The organism is Bradyrhizobium sp. NDS-1 (assembly GCF_032918005.1).
GTDB classification, from domain to species: Bacteria; Pseudomonadota; Alphaproteobacteria; order Rhizobiales; family Xanthobacteraceae; genus Bradyrhizobium; species Bradyrhizobium tunisiense.
On sequence record NZ_CP136628.1, the window covers coordinates 6,041,921 to 6,059,424 of the forward strand.

General features: G+C 63.4%; 14 protein-coding genes and 1 tRNA gene. 8 read left to right on the forward strand and 7 right to left on the reverse strand.

Features of this window, described 5'->3' with window-relative positions:
• Positions 1-2: 2 nt before the first annotated feature.
• Positions 3-2,510: an alpha/beta hydrolase gene (locus tag RX330_RS28165; protein WP_317240644.1), complete on the reverse strand. Its 2,508-nt coding sequence runs from the start codon at positions 2,508-2,510 to the stop codon at positions 3-5.
• A gap of 132 nt (positions 2,511-2,642) precedes the next feature.
• Between RX330_RS28165 and RX330_RS28170 the strand changes: the two genes are divergently transcribed.
• The 5 genes from RX330_RS28170 to RX330_RS28190 all read left to right on the forward strand — a co-directional run bounded on the left by RX330_RS28170 (position 2,643) and on the right by RX330_RS28190 (position 6,027).
• On the forward strand, positions 2,643-3,569 hold the full coding sequence (locus RX330_RS28170; RefSeq protein ID WP_317243984.1) for an alpha/beta fold hydrolase: 927 nt from the start codon (positions 2,643-2,645) through the stop codon (positions 3,567-3,569).
• Complete coding sequence (locus RX330_RS28175; RefSeq protein WP_317240645.1) at positions 3,566-4,174, forward strand: hypothetical protein; 609 nt, start codon at positions 3,566-3,568, stop codon at positions 4,172-4,174. Before RX330_RS28170 ends, RX330_RS28175 begins: the two co-directional genes overlap by 4 nt.
• A gap of 78 nt (positions 4,175-4,252) precedes the next feature.
• Positions 4,253-4,900: a CoA transferase subunit A gene (locus RX330_RS28180; RefSeq protein ID WP_135165125.1), complete on the forward strand. Its 648-nt coding sequence runs from the start codon at positions 4,253-4,255 to the stop codon at positions 4,898-4,900.
• A gap of 4 nt (positions 4,901-4,904) precedes the next feature.
• Entirely contained in the window at positions 4,905-5,555 is a 651-nt protein-coding gene (locus RX330_RS28185; RefSeq protein ID WP_212080915.1) for a 3-oxoacid CoA-transferase subunit B, read from the forward strand.
• A 13-nt stretch (positions 5,556-5,568) separates the two neighbouring features.
• Complete coding sequence (locus RX330_RS28190) at positions 5,569-6,027, forward strand: MaoC family dehydratase (protein ID WP_126259980.1); 459 nt, start codon at positions 5,569-5,571, stop codon at positions 6,025-6,027.
• A gap of 180 nt (positions 6,028-6,207) precedes the next feature.
• On the opposite strand, the gene fabI is transcribed toward RX330_RS28190, so the two are convergent.
• The 5 genes from fabI to RX330_RS28215 all read right to left on the reverse strand — a co-directional run bounded on the left by fabI (position 6,208) and on the right by RX330_RS28215 (position 12,592).
• On the reverse strand, positions 6,208-6,996 hold the full coding sequence (gene fabI / locus RX330_RS28195; RefSeq protein ID WP_212080913.1) for an enoyl-ACP reductase FabI: 789 nt from the start codon (positions 6,994-6,996) through the stop codon (positions 6,208-6,210).
• Positions 6,993-8,207, reverse strand: a complete 1,215-nt coding sequence (locus RX330_RS28200; RefSeq protein WP_317240646.1) for an acetate/propionate family kinase — start codon at positions 8,205-8,207, stop codon at positions 6,993-6,995. Before RX330_RS28200 ends, fabI begins: the two co-directional genes overlap by 4 nt.
• Positions 8,208-8,212: 5 nt before the next feature.
• Positions 8,213-9,175: a phosphate acetyltransferase gene (locus RX330_RS28205; RefSeq protein ID WP_212080911.1), complete on the reverse strand. Its 963-nt coding sequence runs from the start codon at positions 9,173-9,175 to the stop codon at positions 8,213-8,215.
• A 29-nt stretch (positions 9,176-9,204) separates the two neighbouring features.
• Entirely contained in the window at positions 9,205-11,427 is a 2,223-nt protein-coding gene (locus RX330_RS28210) for a DUF3141 domain-containing protein (RefSeq protein WP_212080910.1), read from the reverse strand.
• A gap of 64 nt (positions 11,428-11,491) precedes the next feature.
• Positions 11,492-12,592 (reverse strand): AI-2E family transporter, encoded by a 1,101-nt coding sequence (locus RX330_RS28215; protein WP_317240647.1) that lies wholly within the window; start codon positions 12,590-12,592, stop codon positions 11,492-11,494.
• A 157-nt stretch (positions 12,593-12,749) separates the two neighbouring features.
• On the opposite strand from RX330_RS28215, the gene RX330_RS28220 reads away from it, so the two are divergent.
• Entirely contained in the window at positions 12,750-13,271 is a 522-nt protein-coding gene (locus RX330_RS28220) for a GNAT family N-acetyltransferase (RefSeq protein WP_317240648.1), read from the forward strand.
• A gap of 190 nt (positions 13,272-13,461) precedes the next feature.
• Positions 13,462-15,120 carry an MASE4 domain-containing protein gene (locus RX330_RS28225; protein WP_317240649.1) on the forward strand — a complete coding sequence of 553 codons (1,659 nt, stop codon included), beginning with the start codon at positions 13,462-13,464 and terminating at the stop codon, positions 15,118-15,120.
• Between the two features lie 250 nt (positions 15,121-15,370).
• Here RX330_RS28225 and RX330_RS28230 read toward each other — a convergent pair.
• Positions 15,371-15,445: transfer RNA gene (locus tag RX330_RS28230), tRNA-Gln, on the reverse strand.
• A 257-nt stretch (positions 15,446-15,702) separates the two neighbouring features.
• Between RX330_RS28230 and RX330_RS28235 the strand changes: the two genes are divergently transcribed.
• A complete protein-coding gene (locus RX330_RS28235; RefSeq protein ID WP_317240650.1) occupies positions 15,703-17,481 on the forward strand; it encodes an acyl-CoA dehydrogenase in 1,779 nt (592 codons plus the stop codon).
• Positions 17,482-17,504 lie beyond the last annotated feature (23 nt).

Here is a 17,504-nt window from a genome sequence, read left to right on the forward strand (position 1 = left end):
TCCTATTTGTTCAAGCCAGCCGTCGGCGCGGCGCCCGGCGGCGTCGGCGCCACGGGGAGGGCCGAGACCACGGCCCCCTTGATCATGCGGTCGGTGCCGAGGGGGGACGAGGTGTCCACGGTGCCCTTGGTGACGAAATCCACCACGTCGGCAGAATATTCAACCGGATTGTCCGTGTGGATGAAATGACCTGTCTCCGGATAGACCTTCAGCATCGGTCGGTTGCCCGCATTGGTCATGCGGGTCATGAACGGCGTAATGACGTCGCGTCCGAGGTCCGTCAGGCCGTTAAAGGCGGGCGTCGGGATGAACGGCTCCTTGTCGCCAAAGGCCAGGAAGATCGGCGCCTTAATCTGCGTAAGCCGCTCGTAGAGGTTCTTCGGATCGTCCTGCTGGAGCTCGGCCCCGATCGTGTAGACGTCGAAGATGAAGACGTTGCACCACTGCTCGAGCTCCTTCGGGTTGCCCTTGGTCAACCCGACGCGCTGCTCGGTGTGGAAGCGGGCATATTCGCTGTCGCCGAAGAAGTAGCCGCTCTTGGCCGCGGACACGGCGTTGGTGTCGGGGTCGCGCTTCTTGAAGTAGAAGAAGTCGCGGATGTTCTGCTCGTTCCGCGCCTTCTCGGCGGCCAGGATTCCGGTCTGGTCCCAGGCCTGCTTCCACTTCTCGAAGTCACGGCCGAAGGCGTCGTCGAACAGGCGCGCCTTCTTGTCCTTGGCGATGGTGATGTCGCGCGGATATTCCTCAAGGCCGGACGGCGCTTCCAGCGCGAGCCCCTGCACCGCATCCGGCCACGTCAAGGCGTAGCCCATGACGAACTGGCCCCCGAGCGAATGGCCGAGGTAGTAGGCCTTCTTGACGCCGAGCTGGTTGACCACGAGGTCGTAGATGACCTCGCGCATATCCTGCATGGTGCGTGCCGGGCTCTTGTCGAGATTGCCGGGTCCGGACATGCCGTAATGCGGCAGATCAGGCACGATCACGCGAACTCCGCTGCGCAGGGGATACTGCATGACGTTGCCGTAATGCCCGCCGAAAGCACCCTTGCCGTGGATGATGACAAGCGCCTTCGGGTCCCTGTCGGTCCCCGCATATTCGTCCATGTAGCCGATCTGCCAGGTGGTGCCGTTCTTGTCCTTCGCGTTGGCGTATTTCACCGGATAGGGATAGGTCACGAAGTCCTTCCAGAAGGATTTGCTCGCGTCGATCTTCTCGGCCACGCCCGGCACGCGATAGTTCTTGTCGACGAACGTTTGTGCACGATCGAGCGCTGCGACGTCGTCCATGAAGGCGACGAATTTAGGATCGTTCTTGCGCTGGTTGACGATCGGGAAGACGCCGTAATGGGCGACCGGGCTTTCCTGCGCGATGAGGTCTGCGCCGGGCACGCGATCGACGGCCTTCTCGGCCAGCTTGAAGTTCAGCCAGAGATCGTTGGTGATGTGCATCACCAGCGTCCGCGCCTGGATGCGGCCGAGATAAGGATTGACGTTGTGCGTCTCGCCAACCCGGTTACGCCAGACGAGATCGACCGCGTCGTAAAGCTTGGCACGATTGGTGACGTTCAAGCCGGCCTTCTCGTTCGGCGAGTCCCAATAGAAAATTTCGGGCTGGACGGCAGCCCAATTCTGGGTCGTGCGGTAGGCGAAGTCATACCCCGTCATGCCGAGGATCGACCAGCCGAACGCAACGCCGGGGACCGGATGCTTCTCCTTGGGCAGCTTGTAATAATCGCCCTTGCTCGCCTGCCACACCGGATCGGATTCGATCGCCGCCGTCATCATCTGGAAGGTCCAGTTGCCGACGGGATCGTCGCCGTCCGACTGCGTCGTGCCGCCAATCGGCATCAGCGCGTTGATGTATTCGGGATGCATGACGCCCCAGACATAGGTCTGCGTGCCACCCATGGAGACGCCGGACACCAGCGCGACGCGCGCAACTTTCAGCTCGTCGCGCAACAATCGGTAGTTCGCCTGCACCATGTCGTAATAGCTATACTGCGGGAACTTGATGCCGAGGCCGTCGGACGGCTTGCTTGCGCCCCAGGTACCGAGCGGATCGACCATGATCACGTAGTAGCGGTCGGTATCGATCGGCCGGCCCGGGCCAATGATCGGCACGCCGCCCGAGAGCGGTGCGCCCTTGACCCACTGCTCGTACATGTCGGTAGAATCGCCCGAATAATAGGAGTTGATGACGATCGCATTGGTGATCTCGCCTGCGGCGTTGCGGCGTGCATTGCCAATCGCGATGTAGGCCGTCCGCAGCTTACCGCCGCCGAGCGATTCCAGCGTGACGCCGCCTTCACCGCCGCTCTCCCATTTGGACGGATTGGCGAGATCGTACTTTCCACCGAGGCGGAAGTTGGAGATCTCGTAGGACTTCTTCAAACCATCGTGCTGCATCTGCGACGAGCGCCGCGTGAAGGGCTGGGCAACGGCGAGAGCCGTGCCGACGAGCAGCAGAACGAGGGTGACGAGGCAATGCCTCAGAGCGCCTCTTCCGGACATGACGTATCCCTCCCGATGGTGTTCCTTGCGAAAACGCTAGGTGGGGCGACATCGGGAGGCTTGATCTAACTCAATGGAATCCTCTTCCGAGGATTGAGGATGGCGCGACAGAACATCTGGCTGGTTTTTCCAATGCCTTTCCTCGATCACGGCTCATATCGGATACGCTATGAGCTGGAAGGGCCGGCCGGCGCGCCCACTTATGTCCTCGTCAACGGCCTGACCCAGTATGCCGAGTTGTGGGCTGCCTACCGCGATGCACTCGTGGCCCGACATTTTCGCGTTGCGACATTCGACCTGCTGGGGCAAGGCGGGTCCGACAAGCCTGCCCTCTTCATCAACCAGGATGACCAGGTTACGGCACTTCGTCTCCTTATCGACGAGCTGGGCGACGGACCGGTCTTCCTCAGTGGCATCAGCTTCGGCGGCCTGATCGCGCTGCGCTATGCCATCGCGCATGGCAAGCGTCTGTCCGGCCTGGTGCCCATGAGCTGCTTTGCGGAACTCTCACCGCAATTGCTGCTGATCGGCAATGCCTTGCGCACCGGCCTCATTCTCGGCGGCACCGGCTATCTCCAGGATCTGCTGCTGCCCATGAACCTGTCCGACCGATGGTTGACGCCGCTCCTGGACAAGCTCGACAGCGTCAAGCGGCAGGGCTGGCTCGTCAACGACGTCTACGCGCTTCAGAACCTGATGGAATCTTTCCTCGACTTCCAGCCACTGACGCCGCAGCTCTCGTCGATCTCCGTCCCGACCATGATCCTCAACGGCGAGTTCGACTTCCTGACGCCGCGGCCTCTGCATGAAACGCTCAGGGTCGAAATTCCGGACAGCGCCTTGGTGATCATTCCGAAGGCGTATCATGCGTTTACGCTCGAGAAGGGCGCGCTTACTGCCGACCTGCTGGCACGCTTCGCCGAGAACGTGCTGGCCGGAAACTGGCAGGGCAACAAGGCAGTCTGGATCGCCCCGGAAGACCCGGGCGGCGCGCTTACGCCGTTCCCGGCCGGCTACGATCATCTGCGCGCGATCCCCGTTCAGAGGACGGCGACATGAGTGAATTTTTCGGCCCGCTCGATTCCGAGGGCCGCGTGCCGCCGAACCAGCAGACGCGCGTCGCAGCCTTCCTGATGTCGGGCCATGGGGCGCTGGCGCGCCAGTTCGCATTCACTCTGCCCATGAAGCTCGACACCGCCTGGCAGACCGAGCTGAACGCACAGTTCTACCGTGAGGCCGAGATCGTCTCACTCTTGATGCGCGCAACCTCATGGGTACCGGATCTCGCCCTGGGCTATATGGTCGCATCCTGGGAAACCGCCTGGCTCCCCACCCCGATCGACGGCGTTGCAGACCGTTCTCTTGCAGGCGCGATCCACCTCGCGACGCTCGCGCACGCAGTTCATGCCGGCATCCGGCCGGCGGCCCTGTTGCCGGTGAACGCCAAGGCCGACGACCCCTTCGTCATGGCGCTGCGTCGCATCGAATTCGAGAGCGGCCGGCTGCTGCAAGGCCAAATCCTGTTCCTGAAGGGTCCCGAGCTGGTGCCCTTGCGCGATGCCGTGAGCGCGGCTCTCGAAAAGCGCCACGCCGGCGTGCGCAAGCTCTGGCGGGAAGCGCTGGAAAGCGTCGGTATCACGTTCACGAATGATGCGGAGCGTTGACGCAGATCAAAGGACCCGAGCGACCGCCGACCAACATTCCCTCACCGCCTTCGACGCGTCCCGACCGGAGTTTCAATCATGAAGGCCGTCTCCATCGAAGAAGCCGTTGCCATGATCCCATCGGGCGCGACCGTCATGGTGGGCGGGTTCATGGGCGTCGGAACGCCGGAGCGACTGCTCGACGAGATGGTCCGGCAGCATAAGACCGGCCTGTCCCTGATTTCCAACGACGCAGCGACGCCCGGTAAAGGTGTCGGCAAGCTGTTCGAGGCCTCGCTGGTCTCCCGATTGACCGCGACCCATATCGGCCTCAATCCGAAAGCGCAGCAGCAGATGCTGGCGAACCAGATCGCCGTCGATCTCGTGCCGCAAGGCACCTTCGTCGAACGCATTCGCGCCGGCGGATGCGGCCTGGGCGGCGTCCTGACACCGACGGGTGTCGGCACCCTTGTCGCGGAAGGCAAGCGTCAGATCGAGGTCGACGGCAAGCCGTTCCTGCTCGAGACCGCATTGCGGGCCCAGTTCGCGCTGGTACACGCCTTTCTTGCGGATTACCTCGGCAACCTCGCCTATGCGCTGACGTCGCGCAACTTCAACCCGATCATGGCGATGGCTGCCGATACCGTGATCGTGACGGCGGAGCACATCGTGCCCGTCGGCGTCATCGCGCCCGACCACGTCGTGACGCCGGCGCCGCTCGTCGACTACCTCATTGCGAACGGGTGAGATCATGGATCCGCAGATCGTCATCGCCCGCCGCGTCGCCAAGGAGCTGAAGAGCGGCGACCTCGTCAATCTGGGCATCGGCATTCCGACGCTGGTTGCGAACTACGTGCCCGCCGATCTGAAAGTGTTCTTCCAGTCGGAGAACGGCCTCATCGGCACCGGTCCGATTCCCGAGCAAGGCATGGCGCATCCGACACTGACCGATGCCGGCGGCCGCCCGATCAGCGCGCTGCCGGGGGCTTCGGTCTTCGACAGCGCGATGTCGTTCGGTCTGATCCGCGGCGGCCATGTCGACGTCACCGTGCTCGGCGGGCTTCAGGTCGACGCGCACGGCCATCTCGCCAATTGGATGATTCCCGGCAAGATGGTGCCGGGCATGGGCGGCGCGATGGACCTCGTCAGCGGCGCCAAGCGGGTGATCGTCGCCATGCAGCACGCCGCCAAGGGCAAATCGAAGATCGTCAAGCAATGCAATTTGCCCCTGACGTCAGCGCGGCAGGTCGACCTGGTCGTGACCGACATGGCCGTGATCGGTTTCCCCGAGGGCAGGGCCACCCTGCTGGAGACCGCGCCCGGCGTCAGCGTCGGCGAGGTCCTCGCGGTAACGGAGGCCGAGCTCGTCGTACCCGACAACGTTGCAGAAATGAAGATCTGACGAGGCCACGATCATGCGGATATTCGGCGACTTCAACGAGATCAAATCGGCCGTCGGCACCGAGATCGGAGCCAGCGACTGGGTTGAGGTGACACAGGACCGGATCAACCAGTTCGCGCAAGCGACCTGCGACGAACAGTGGATCCACGTCGACCAGGAGCGCGCGGCCAAGGAGATGCCCGGCGGAAAGACCATCGCCCACGGCCTCCTCTCGCTGGCACTCGCGCCGCTGTTCATCCGCTCGGTCATCGGTCTGAAGGGGCTACGCAACACGCTCAACTACGGTGCTGACCGGATCAGATATCTCGCGCCGGTGCCGGCAGGGTCAAAGCTGCGTGGCCGCGTCACCGTGGCGGAGACCGAGGACGTGCCGCCGGACGGCTTGCGTGTGAACTACCATCTCGTGATCGAGATCGAGGGCGGCAAGAAGCCCGCTTGCGTCGCCGAGCTGATCGCCCTGCACTATCGCTGAGCAAAAAAGGCGAAAACAACCCCATGCACAGTAGGATGGGGCTTGAAGTCATTACGTTTTTCGGTCAGCGACATGTCAGCCTGAAGGACGGTTGCCCCGTCGGGCAAAACACCGGCATAGGTGGCATCATCAGCCCCTCATCCGCGCGACTGCCGGACGCGACAGCAACAACCTCGCGCCTCAATCGATGATGTGATAGCCGCCGTCGATGTAGAGCACGCCGCCGGTGATCAGCTTGGCGCCGTCGAGTGCGAGGAACGCCGTGGCATTGCCGACATCTTCGATGCTGACGAGGCTGCGGGTCGGCGCGGTGGATTGTGCTTTGTCCATCAGATCGTCGAACTCCGGGATTCCCGACGCGGCACGCGTGGCGAGCGGCCCGGGGGAGATCGCGTGGACACGGATGCCCTTCGGACCAAGCTCGGCTGCGATGTAGCGGACGGCGGCTTCAAGAGCCGCTTTGGCCACGCCCATCACGTTGTAGTTCTTCACGACCATCTGGCTGCCGTAATAGGTCATGGTGAACATCGTTCCGCCATTCTTCATGAGTGGCTCGGCCAGATGTGCCATCCGCATGAACGACCAACATGAGACGTCCATTGTCTTGAGGAAGCCATCGCGGCCGACGTCGACGACACGGCCGTGCAATGCTTCCTTCGGCGAGAAGGCGATCGAGTGCAGCAGGAAATCGAGTTGCCCCCATTCCTTCTCGATGCGCTCGAATACCGCCTCAGTCTGCCCCTCGACCATCACGTCCATCGGCATGAAGATCGGAGCCTCCAGCGCCTGCGCCAAGGGCTCGACGTGCTTTTTGGCCCGATCGTTCAGATAAGTCACCGCGACCTCGGCGCCGAGAGCGCGGAACGCCCTGGCGCATCCCCACGCAATCGACTGATCATTGGCGATACCGACGACGAGGCCCTTCTTGCCCTTGAGGGCAACCTTGCTGTCCGGGAAAACGGGAATCATGACACCCTCTTGGTTCTGGAATCGTGCGATTTGCCGTTCATCAGGAGCGCCAGCGTGTGCTGCGCAATCATCAATTCCTCGTCCGTCGGCACGACGTAGACGGGAATGGCGCTGTCGGGACGCGATATCAGTCGGGCGTGACGCGCATTCTCGCTTGCATCCAGCGCGACGCCGAACCAGCCCAGGTGCTCGGCAACGCGCGCGCGGATGCCGGCGGAGTTCTCGCCAATGCCGGCGGTGAAAACGAAGGCATCCAAACCCTGCAGGGCGGCGGCGAGCATGCCGGCGTTGAGCCCGATCCGATAGACAAAACAATCGATCGCCAGTTTTGCGTTGAAGCTGTCGCTGGCTTCGAGCTCCCGCATGTCGTTGCTGATGCCGGACAAGCCTTTCAACCCGCAATCGCGATAGAGAAAATCCTGGACCTTTGCGGCGGACAGCCCCTTCTCCGACATCAGGTAAAGCACGACGCCGGGATCGAGCTGGCCGGGCCGTGTGCCCATCGGAAGCCCATCCAGCGCGGTGAATCCCATGGTGCTTTCGACACTCCGTCCGCCCTTGATGGCGCACATCGACGCGCCGCTGCCGAGATGAGCGACAATGACCCGCCTGTTCGCGATTTCAGGGGCAATCTGGGGCAGCGTTTTCGAGACATATTCGTAGGAAAGCCCGTGGAAGCCGTACCGCCGCACGCCTTCCGAATGAAGCTGATGCGGGATCGCGTAATGGTCCGCGACCGCACTATGCGTGCGATGAAACGCCGTATCGAAGCAGGCGACCTGGGGCAGCTTCGGAAAGTTGACGAGGATCGAGCGGACTGGAGCCAGATTGTGCGGCTGATGCAGCGGTGCCAGCGTGACCAGGCGCTCCAGACGTGCCACCACGCCATGATCGATCAATACCGGCCGGTCGAACTCCGGGCCGCCGTGCACCACGCGGTGCCCGACGGCAAGCGGGGTGATCTGCACCTCGTTCCGCAGCCAGTCGCCCGCAACCTCCATCGCGGCCGGAACATCTGCGACCGCCTCGATCGGATAGGCACGATCTGCCAATGAAGCGCCGCTGATGTCACTGGCCCGCAGGCGCGGCCGCGTGCCGATGCCATCCATCTGGCCTTTGATCTGGCGGCGAAGGGTGCCCTCGCCCTCGACCGAATAGACCTGGAACTTCACACTCGATGAGCCGGCGTTCACGACAAGGATCGTATCCATGGCGATCACGCGGCAATCGTTGGCGTTTTCAGTCGTCTGGCGTTCGCGTAAAGCGCGGCGACCGCGCAGGAGGCCATTCGCGCACGTGGTGAGTCGGCCCGCGAGGTCAGGACGACCGGCACCCGAGCGCCGAGCACGACACCCGCACCATCCGCCTTGGCAAAATAGGCGAGGTTCTTCGCCAGCATGTTGCCGGCCTCGAGATCGGGAACGACCAGGATCTGAGCCCTCCCCGCAACGTCCGACTTGATGCCCTTGATGCGCGCCGCCTCCGGATCGATCGCATTGTCGAAGGCCAGCGGACCGTCCAGCAGTCCGCCGGTAATCTGGCCGCGATCAGCCATCTTGCAGAGCGCTGCAGCCTCGATGGTCGACGGGATCTTGGAAGTTACGGTCTCGACGGCGGAGAGGATGGCAACCCGAGGCAGCTTGCCGAAGCCGGTCTGCGTGTAGAGGTCGATTGCATTCTGGATGATATCGCGCTTGGCATCGAGATCCGGGAAGATGTTGATGGCCGCGTCCGTCACAAAGATGGTCTCGGCATAGGCTGGCACGTCCATGACGAACACGTGGCTGATGCGCCGGTCGGTGCGCAGGCCCCCGACCTTCGCCGTGACTGCGCGCATCAACTCGTCGGTGTGCAGGCTGCCTTTCATCAGCAATTCGCCTCTGGCGGCATGAATGAGTTCGACGCCCTTCGCTGCCGCGTCGTCGCTGTGCGCGGCATCGACGATCTCGTATCCGGAGATATCGACGCTGAACCTCGCGGCCGTCTCCCTGATCTTGCTAGCGGGCCCGACCAGCACCGGCTCGATGATCCCGGCCTGGGCGCTCTCGACGGCGCCGCGGAGCGAGGTCTCGTCGCATGGATGCACCACGATGGTCGGGGCGGGCGACGCCGCTCTGGCTGCCGCGATCAGCCGATCATATTTACTAGGAGACTGTGCGGGTCTCGTATCGGCTGACATGATGTCGCCCTCCATCCTTCCGATGTGCGTCAGGACGCCCTCGCCTTGGGGTCGAAAGGGGCAACGTTCGACGTTGCCTCCTCTCCCGAATCCACGCCGAACAGATCGGCAATGCGCTTCAGGCGGTCTGCGCGTTCGCCGGAAATCGCCTCGCTGGCCGACAGCACCTCGCGGATGGCGGCGAAGGCTGCGCGCCTTTGATTCGAGTCGTCGGGCAGCAGCTTGGGAATCGCGGCCAGCGTTGCGTCCCTATCCAGCAGCAGCATGAAGAACTGCTCGCGCACCAGCGTCTTGAACTCGGCGAGCGTCACACGCGGGCCGCCATGTTCGCGGCGAGCCTGGCGCAGGGCCTCGATGCTCCGCTCGTCGACCATGCCTCGCGCCGAGCCCACGTAAAGCAGCGCACGCAAGGCCGCTTCGCGGAGTCCACCCTCACCGATCTTTGCCTTCAATTCGGCGATCCGCTGTTCGAGCATGGCCCGGTGCTCGGGCGACATCTCCCGCCGGCGCGACGGCTCCGACTTCGGATCGATCCCGACGGCTGCCTGCAAGACTGGCGAACCGTAGACGTTGAGGAAGATCGCTTCGCTGAGCGCCTCCTGCGAGTCGCGCCAGCTGTCCAGCACGTGCACGATCTGCTTGGACATCTGTTCCTGGAACGCCAGGAACGGATTGTCCTTCGCGACCGGCTTGCGGTTCTCCTCGATCCCCTCTGCCGCGGACTTCACCATGGCCATCCAGGGGTTCTGGCTGCTCAGCGCTTCATATTGGAGCCGCAGCGGATGCAGATTGCGCATCGCTTCGGCCAACTGCGGCGTCGCCATGCTCTTGACCCAGGGCTGGACGAATTTCTGGTAGGCAGCAAGATTGAGTTCCGAAACGCGCTTGGCAGCCGCGAAGCGGCGCTCGTCCTCGGGCGAATTGCCACCCATGGCGCGGATATCGTCGAGCGTGCGCGCCTCGCATCGCATGACCCATTGGCCGACGACGAGATCTGAACTCGTGGTCTCCTCGCCCTTGGCTTCGAACGTCGCCTCGTAGAGCCCCGGCGGCAGCACGTCGATCAGGTCGATATTGCTGGAGAATTCGGCATGCTCCTTCTTGGCGACGCCGCCGGAGACGAAAATGCCGAGGTGCCCGATGCTCTCGTGAACCGTGTAGACGATGGTCTGCCCGTAAGCCCTGATCTCATCGACGTCGGCATAGCAATCGAGGATCCAGTGCAGCGCTTGCTGCGGCGGCGTGACGTTGTCGCCCTTGGAGCAGAACACCAGGATCGGCGACCTGATGTTGCGCAGATCCACCTTGCGGCCGTCGGACATCTCGATCTTGCCCGCCGCGAGATTGTTGCCGACGAACAGCTCGTCGACGATGAACTGGATCTCCTCGGCGTTGAGATTGACGTGCCCGCCCCACCAGCGTTCGAACTCCAGATAGCGGTCGGCTTCGGTGTCGACCTTGGAATAGACGTTGTATTGCTTGGTCCAGAGCGTATTCGAGGGATTTTGGCTTTCGAAGTTCTGCACCAGCCAAGCGCCGTCGAACTTGCCGGCGCCGAGATCGCTGGTCAGCGCGGTCAACCAGCTTCCACCAAGCAAGCCGCCTGCATAGCGCATCGGGTATTTTCCATGCACCCCAGCCCAGTAAGCGAGCGGAGCCCCGGCAATAATCAGCGGACCGAACAATTCCGGCCGTAGCGACGCCAGGATCATGACGGCCCAGCCGGCCTGGCAATTGCCGATCACGCACGGCTTGCCATCGGCCTGCGGATGCAGGCTGATGACTTTCTCGACGAACAGCGCTTCAGCTCGCGCGATCCGCTCGATGGTCTGTCCCGGCATCGGCTCCGGCAGGAAGCCCACGAAGTAACAGGGATGCCCGGCCTTCATCGCGACGCCGATTTCGCTGTCCGCCTTGAAGCCGCCGATGCCCGGGCCGTGGCCGGCGCGCGGGTCGACCACGATGAACGGCCGCCGCTCAAGATCGAGTTCCACCCCGTCCGGCGGGATGATGCGTACCAGCGCGTAGTTGACCGGCTCGTCGAGCTTGCGGCCGTCCATGATTAATTCGGCAGCATATTGCAGCACATGCGGCGCGGTCTGCGCGACGTGCTCGCGGTACTGGTCGCCGCGCTGGCGCATGATGTCGAGAAACAGCACGCTGCGCTGGCCTGCATCGACCATGTAGTCGACAGCGGAGGCAACGACCCCGGACAGCGGGCCGCCGGGCAGGCTAGGGATTTCCATCGGCATTTTCGGACCTCATCACCGCGCGCCTTGATCCAAGGCGCTCGGAGACGGCCGACGTTGATTTAGGTCAACGTTCGGGGACTGCATGCCGCGCCGGGCTGGTGCGGTCGGTCCCGATCCAGGCCACGGCAAGTTCCCAGGCCACCGACAGGATGATCGGTCCGATGAAAAGACCGATGATCCCGTGGCCCAGGGTGCCGCCGATGACGCCGATGACGCCGATGAGGATGATGAGCGTCGGCGTCGTCAAGCCGCGCCCCATCACCATCGGCTTCAATATGTTGTCGAGAATGCTGACTGCGCCGAGGAACAACGTCAGCAATACGGCGGTGGTGACGTCCTTGTCGGACCAGATCCAGACGAGGACGGGGAGCATGACGAGGGCGGCGCCGATCTGGACGATCGAGAGAAGGAGCACCAGGAGCGCCAACAGGCCCGCGATCGGGATGCCCGCCAACTTGAAGCCGATACCAGCCAGCAGCGCCTGGATGACGGCTATACCGATCACGCCTTGGGCGACTGCACGAATGGTCGCGCCTGCCAGATCCAGAAAGTGCTCGCTCTGCTCGGGGACGATCCGCGACAGAAAGCCCCTGCCTGCCGCGACCAGTTGCGCCCCATACGGGAAGATGAATCCGGCGACCGCGACCGAGACCAGAAACTTGATCGTGCCTACGCCGGCATCGCCTGCAAGACCAAGCAGCGTGCCGGCGAAGGGCTTGAGATACGGCGCGATCATTTGCAGAAGCGGCCGCAGATTGGTCGAGGCCTGATCCCAGAGCTCGTAAAACTGCGTCCCGATCAGGGGCCAGCTCTTGATCGCATCGGGCGGCGACGGAACCGCCAGTTCGCCGACCGCCAATTGAGCTGCAAAATCCTTGATTCCGTCCGCCGCACCGAGGCCGAGCCAAGCCGCCGGCCCGATGACGACGGCGAAACTGGCCGCCGTGAGAATGGTCGCCGCGAGCTTCGGGCGGTCGCCCAGGAGCTTGGCGAGCAGCACGAAGGCCGGATTGAGTGCGACCGCGAGCACGAGGGCCCAGACCAGAATCGTCACGAACGGGCGGATCAGGTAGAACGTCCAGAAGATCAACAGCCCGAGCAAGCCGAGCCGGATCACCAACTGGATCACGTCGTCTCCGGTGAATAGCTGCCGAAGTGTCTTCACGGGTGCCCCTCAGCGATGGCCGCGCATGCAGCGGAAGGCTAGCCCGTGGTGTCTTTCGGCCGGCTTGATCCAGATCAAGCGGAGTGCGGCCGCCCCTGCGTCTCATGAGCGGCATCCCCGGCAGTACGCTGTCCGGCCCGCTGAGACGAGAGCCCGCATGTCGGACGTCGCCACCTACAACGTATGCGAGCACCTGCGGGACGGCAGCCGGGTTGAAATCCGGGCACTTCAGCCGGACGACGAGGCCGACATGCTTGGTGCACTGGACCAGACCAGCGCGCAATCGTTGCAGCGGCGATTTTTCGTCACCAAACGCCATTTCTCCGACAAGGAGCGCGCGTTCTTCATGAATATCGACTTCAGCAATCACGTCGCGCTGGTGGCCGAGGTCGAGCAGGCCGGCCGTACAATGATCATAGGAGGCGGCCGTTACGTCGTCTTCGAGCCCGGGAGGGCGGAGATGGCGTTCGTCGTCATCGATGCCTGGCAGGGCCGCGGCGTCGGCGCCCTGCTGGCGCGTCACCTCACCGCACTCGCTCGCAAAGCCGGGCTCAAGGAGCTGACAGCAGAGGTGTTGCCGGAGAACAGCGCCATGCGGCGCGTCTTCGAGAAGTTCGGGTTCAAAGCCGCGGCCACGCCAGACCCCCAGGCGATTCACTTGGTGCTGAAGCTGAGCTGATGGGATCAAACCTGGTCCACAACGCAGCGCCGATCCGACCGGCCTGCCCATGCGTCACTGCATGAGCAACTCATTCCTTTGGCATGAAATCGCGTTGTGACGTTCCTTTAGGGGACCGTCCACTTGACGCTTACGCTCAACTCGTTCTCACTGGCGGAGGCCGACCGGTTAATGTCATTGGGCTTCCTCCATGCCGGTAGATTCTCCTCACGACTTCCCGCTCGTGATCTCGTCGATGCCTCCGACGCGCCAGCAGCAGGTCGCAGCTTCGGCTGCTGCGATCATCCTGCTCGTGATCGCCGTGCTGGTTGCTCCGTTCGCCCACCTTCAGCTCACACGGATCGACGTGTTCGTGCCGGTACTCCAGACGGTTCTGAGCCTGGTCGACCTGCTCACGGCGATCCTTCTATTTGCACAATACGCGATTCAGCCCCACAGGGCGCTGCTTGCCGTGGGCAGCGCCTACATCTTCAGCGGCGCCATGGCCTTTCTGCAGACGCTGACCTTCCCCGGAGGCTACGGGCCCGCCGGCGTGATCGGCGACGGCAATAACAGCCCCGCCTGGTTCTTCGTGCTCTGGCACACGACTTTTCCTCTCTGCATCATGGCCTACGCCTTCCTGAAGGACGAAAAGCCGGCCTCTCGAATTGCGCCGGCGAAAAGCCTCGCGATGACGATCTGCGGCGTGGTGGCGGCGATTGCTGTGCTGGCCTGGCTGGTGACGGCAAACGTCGCACTGCTGCCGCCATTTTACACGGGCAGCATCACGCAACAGACGCGGCTCGGCAACCAGATCAACGTTGCGCTGTGCCTGCTCGGCGCGATTACGCTCGCCGTACTGTTTGTCCGCCGGCGCACCATTCTCGACCTCTGGTTGATGGTGACCTTGTTGGCCTGGATTCCGAATTTCCTGGTCGCGGCGGTCGCGAGCTCGGTCCGCTTCTCCCTCGGTTGGTATGCCGCGCGTGGCTTCGCACTCGTCGCGAGCTCACTGCTGTTGAGCGTGCTTCTGACGGAAACGGCATTGCTCTACTCGCGCCTCGCCAGCGCGTTGACGATGCTGCGACGAGAAAGGGGCAACCGGCTCATGAGCATCGACGCGGCCACCGCGGCGATCGCCCATGAGATCAGATCGCCTTTGGCGTCGATTCCGCTAAACGTCGAGGCCGCGCGCCTGCAGCTTGGTATGGAGCCTCCCGACGTGGCCAACGTCGATGTCATTCTGCAGGACATCGAGACGGCAAGCCTCCGGGTCAATGCAACGATCTCAAGCGTCCGAGAACTGTTCAAGGGCTCAGTGACCGTTACGACGGCCATCCACGTGGAAACCGTTGCGCTGCAAGTATTGCGCCTCCTCGAGCACGAGCTGCAGCTTCACAAAATTCAGGTCGCGGCGAATTTTTTCACACCGGGGCACTATGTGCACGCTGACCCCACGCAGGTTCAGCAGGTCATTCTCAACCTGGTGAAAAACGCGATCGAGGCAATGAGCCCTGCATCGGGCAGGCGGGAATTGACATTGTCCTCACGGTCCGAGCGCGGCTCTGCGCTCCTGATCGTCCAAGATACAGGACCCGGTGTTGCTCCCGCGGATCAAGAGCGAATATTCGAACCGTTCTTCACCACGAGGCCAAACGGCATGGGTCTGGGCCTCGCGGTCTGCCGAACGCTCCTCGAAAGGGCGGGCGGCAAACTGGTTCTTGCTCGATCCGGCCCCGAAGGGTCGATCTTTGAAGTCAGCCTGCCCCTCGCGAAAAATGAACACAGCGCGTCCAAGCACAATGCGGGGCGAACTCTTGAGGCCCACCGCACTCGGGAAAATGCAGAGACAACGCAGATCAAGCAGTGAGCGACGATTCCCGCTCTCAAGCACTTCCTTCTGGCACAGAAAGCTGCCGTCGAAGCCCGAACTGCAGCGTTCTTGCCGGTTGAGGTGGTAACATCCAGCTCGAAAATCGAGCCACACACAACGTTATCTACGGGCCAGTACCGTCGTGCCTGCCACGCCCTTGCCCCTGTGCAGCAGTGTGTCGCAGAGCTGTGCAGCAGCTCCCCAGCCGGGCCGGTTTCGTGAGTGATTTCAGGCTGGGCGGGCGAGCTGGCTGGGGCGGGAGGGATCGAACCTCCGAATGGCGGAATCAAAATCCGCTGCCTTACCGCTTGGCTACGCCCCAACAGGTGACCGACGGACCGGCGGAAGATCGGGCTACCGCGGATTCCCGTCAGGTCGATGCCGGTCTATAGGGAGCGGCGCGGCATTTCAACTGCCTGAGGGGGCAAAATACCATAGGGGTCCACCGACCCGCCCCTCCTCACTCTATATATAGCCGGCTGCTCCGCTCCAGGCCGGCGCCATCCTCATCTCCCGGCCATTGAGACCGCCTTCGTTTCGTGGGAATACGGCGCCAATATTTGTCCACGGGAGTGAGCCATGACCTACCGCGCGCCGATCTCTGACATGCTGCTGTCGCTCAACCACGGCGCTGGCCTCAAGGCCGCCGTGGAGGCCGGTCATTACGGCGATTTCGACGCGGACATCGCCGCGGCCGTGCTGGAGGAAGCCGGCAAGTTCGCATCCGACGTGCTGGCGCCGCTCAACAAGGTCGGCGACGAGCACGGCATCAAGCTTGACGACGGCAAGGTCACGACCGCGCCGGGCTGGCCGGACGCCTACAAGCGCTGGACCGAAGGCGGCTGGAACGCGGTGTCCGGCCCCGAAGATTTCGGCGGCCAGGGCCTGCCGCTCGCGATCAACGCCGCCTGCACCGAGATCTGGAGCGCGGCCAACGTCGCCTTCGGCCTCTGCCCGCTGCTGACGGCCTCGGCGATCGAAGCGCTGGAAGCGCATGGCAACGACGAGCTGAAGAAGATCTATCTCGAGAAGCTCGTCTCCGGCGAATGGACCGGCACCATGCAGCTCACCGAGCCGCAGGCCGGCTCCGACGTCGGCGCGCTGCGCACCCGCGCCGAGAAGCAGGCCGACGGCACCTATCGCATCAAGGGGACGAAGATCTTCATCACCTATGGCGAGCACGACATGACCGACAACATCGTGCATTTCGTGCTGGCACGCCTGCCCGACGCCCCCGCCGGCACCAAGGGGATCTCGCTGTTCCTGGTGCCGAAGTTCATGGTGAATGAAGACGGCTCGCTGGGGCAGCGCAACGATATCTTCGCGAGCGGCGTCGAGCACAAGCTCGGCATGCATGCCTCGCCGACCTGCACCATGACCATGGGCGATCATGGCGGCGCGATCGGCTTTTTGATCGGCGAAGAGAACCAGGGCATGCGCTGCATGTTCACGATGATGAACCAGGCCCGCCTCGGCGTCGGCCTGGAGGGCGTCGGCGTCGCCGACCGCGCCTATCAGCAGGCCTTGTCGTACGCCCAGGAGCGCAAGCAGGGCCGCGCCGTCGGCAGCAAGAGCGACGGCTCGGACGCGATCTTCGTCCATCCCGACGTCAAGCGCATGCTGATGCGGATGCGGGCGCAGACAGCCGCCGCGCGCACCATCTGCTATGCGACGGCGGTCGCGATCGACGTCTCGACGCGCGCCAGGGATCCCAAGGTTCGCGCTGATGCAGCCGCGCGCGCGGCGCTGCTGACGCCGATGGCCAAGGGCTATTCCACCGATATCGGCAACGAGGTCGCCTATCTCGGCGTGCAGATCCATGGCGGCATGGGCTTCATCGAGGAGACTGGCGCGGCCCAGCACTACCGCGATGCCCGCATCACCGCGATCTACGAGGGCACCAACGGTATCCAGGCGATCGACCTCGTCACGCGCAAGCTCGCGGCCAATGGCGGCGCATCGGTGTGGGCGCTGCTCGAGGAACTCTCCGCAACGGTCAAGCAGGTCGAAGCCTCCAACGATCCCGCTTTCGGCACCACGGGCGCGAAGCTGCGCGAGGCACTCGAGGCGCTCACGCGTAGCAGCAAATGGCTCCTGGAACGCATTGCGTCCGCACCGAACGACGCGCTTGCAGGTGCAACGCCCTATCTACAGCAGTTCGGCGCCACGCTCGGCGGCTGCCTGCTCGCCTCGGAGGCACTCGCCGCCAAGGCAGGCGGCAACACGGACGCCGCGCGCTACGTCTCCCTCGCACGCTTCTTCGCCGAGAACATCACGGTGCAGGCGCCCGCGCTCGAGCGCACGGTGACCGAAAGCGCAGAGTCGGTCGCCGCGGCGGATGCGGTGTTGCTGGGCTAGGCTGCTTACCGCGAGCGTCGATG

Excerpts from the sequence above, each read along its gene's own strand:
- RX330_RS28170 (WP_317243984.1), top strand. The coding sequence starts at position 2,643 with ATGCCTTTCCTCGATCACGGCTCATATCGGATACGCTATGAGCTGGAA.
- RX330_RS28175 (WP_317240645.1), top strand. The coding sequence starts at position 3,566 with ATGAGTGAATTTTTCGGCCCGCTCGATTCCGAGGGCCGCGTGCCGCCG.
- RX330_RS28185 (WP_212080915.1), top strand. The coding sequence starts at position 4,905 with ATGGATCCGCAGATCGTCATCGCCCGCCGCGTCGCCAAGGAGCTGAAG.
- RX330_RS28165 (WP_317240644.1), bottom strand. The coding sequence starts at position 2,510 with ATGTCCGGAAGAGGCGCTCTGAGGCATTGCCTCGTCACCCTCGTTCTG.
- RX330_RS28180 (WP_135165125.1), top strand. The coding sequence starts at position 4,253 with ATGAAGGCCGTCTCCATCGAAGAAGCCGTTGCCATGATCCCATCGGGC.
- fabI (WP_212080913.1), bottom strand. The coding sequence starts at position 6,996 with ATGATTCCCGTTTTCCCGGACAGCAAGGTTGCCCTCAAGGGCAAGAAG.
- RX330_RS28205 (WP_212080911.1), bottom strand. The coding sequence starts at position 9,175 with ATGTCAGCCGATACGAGACCCGCACAGTCTCCTAGTAAATATGATCGG.
- RX330_RS28235 (WP_317240650.1), top strand. The coding sequence starts at position 15,703 with ATGACCTACCGCGCGCCGATCTCTGACATGCTGCTGTCGCTCAACCAC.
- RX330_RS28220 (WP_317240648.1), top strand. The coding sequence starts at position 12,750 with ATGTCGGACGTCGCCACCTACAACGTATGCGAGCACCTGCGGGACGGC.
- RX330_RS28200 (WP_317240646.1), bottom strand. The coding sequence starts at position 8,207 with ATGGATACGATCCTTGTCGTGAACGCCGGCTCATCGAGTGTGAAGTTC.
- RX330_RS28210 (WP_212080910.1), bottom strand. The coding sequence starts at position 11,427 with ATGCCGATGGAAATCCCTAGCCTGCCCGGCGGCCCGCTGTCCGGGGTC.
- RX330_RS28190 (WP_126259980.1), top strand. The coding sequence starts at position 5,569 with ATGCGGATATTCGGCGACTTCAACGAGATCAAATCGGCCGTCGGCACC.
- RX330_RS28225 (WP_317240649.1), top strand. The coding sequence starts at position 13,462 with ATGCCGGTAGATTCTCCTCACGACTTCCCGCTCGTGATCTCGTCGATG.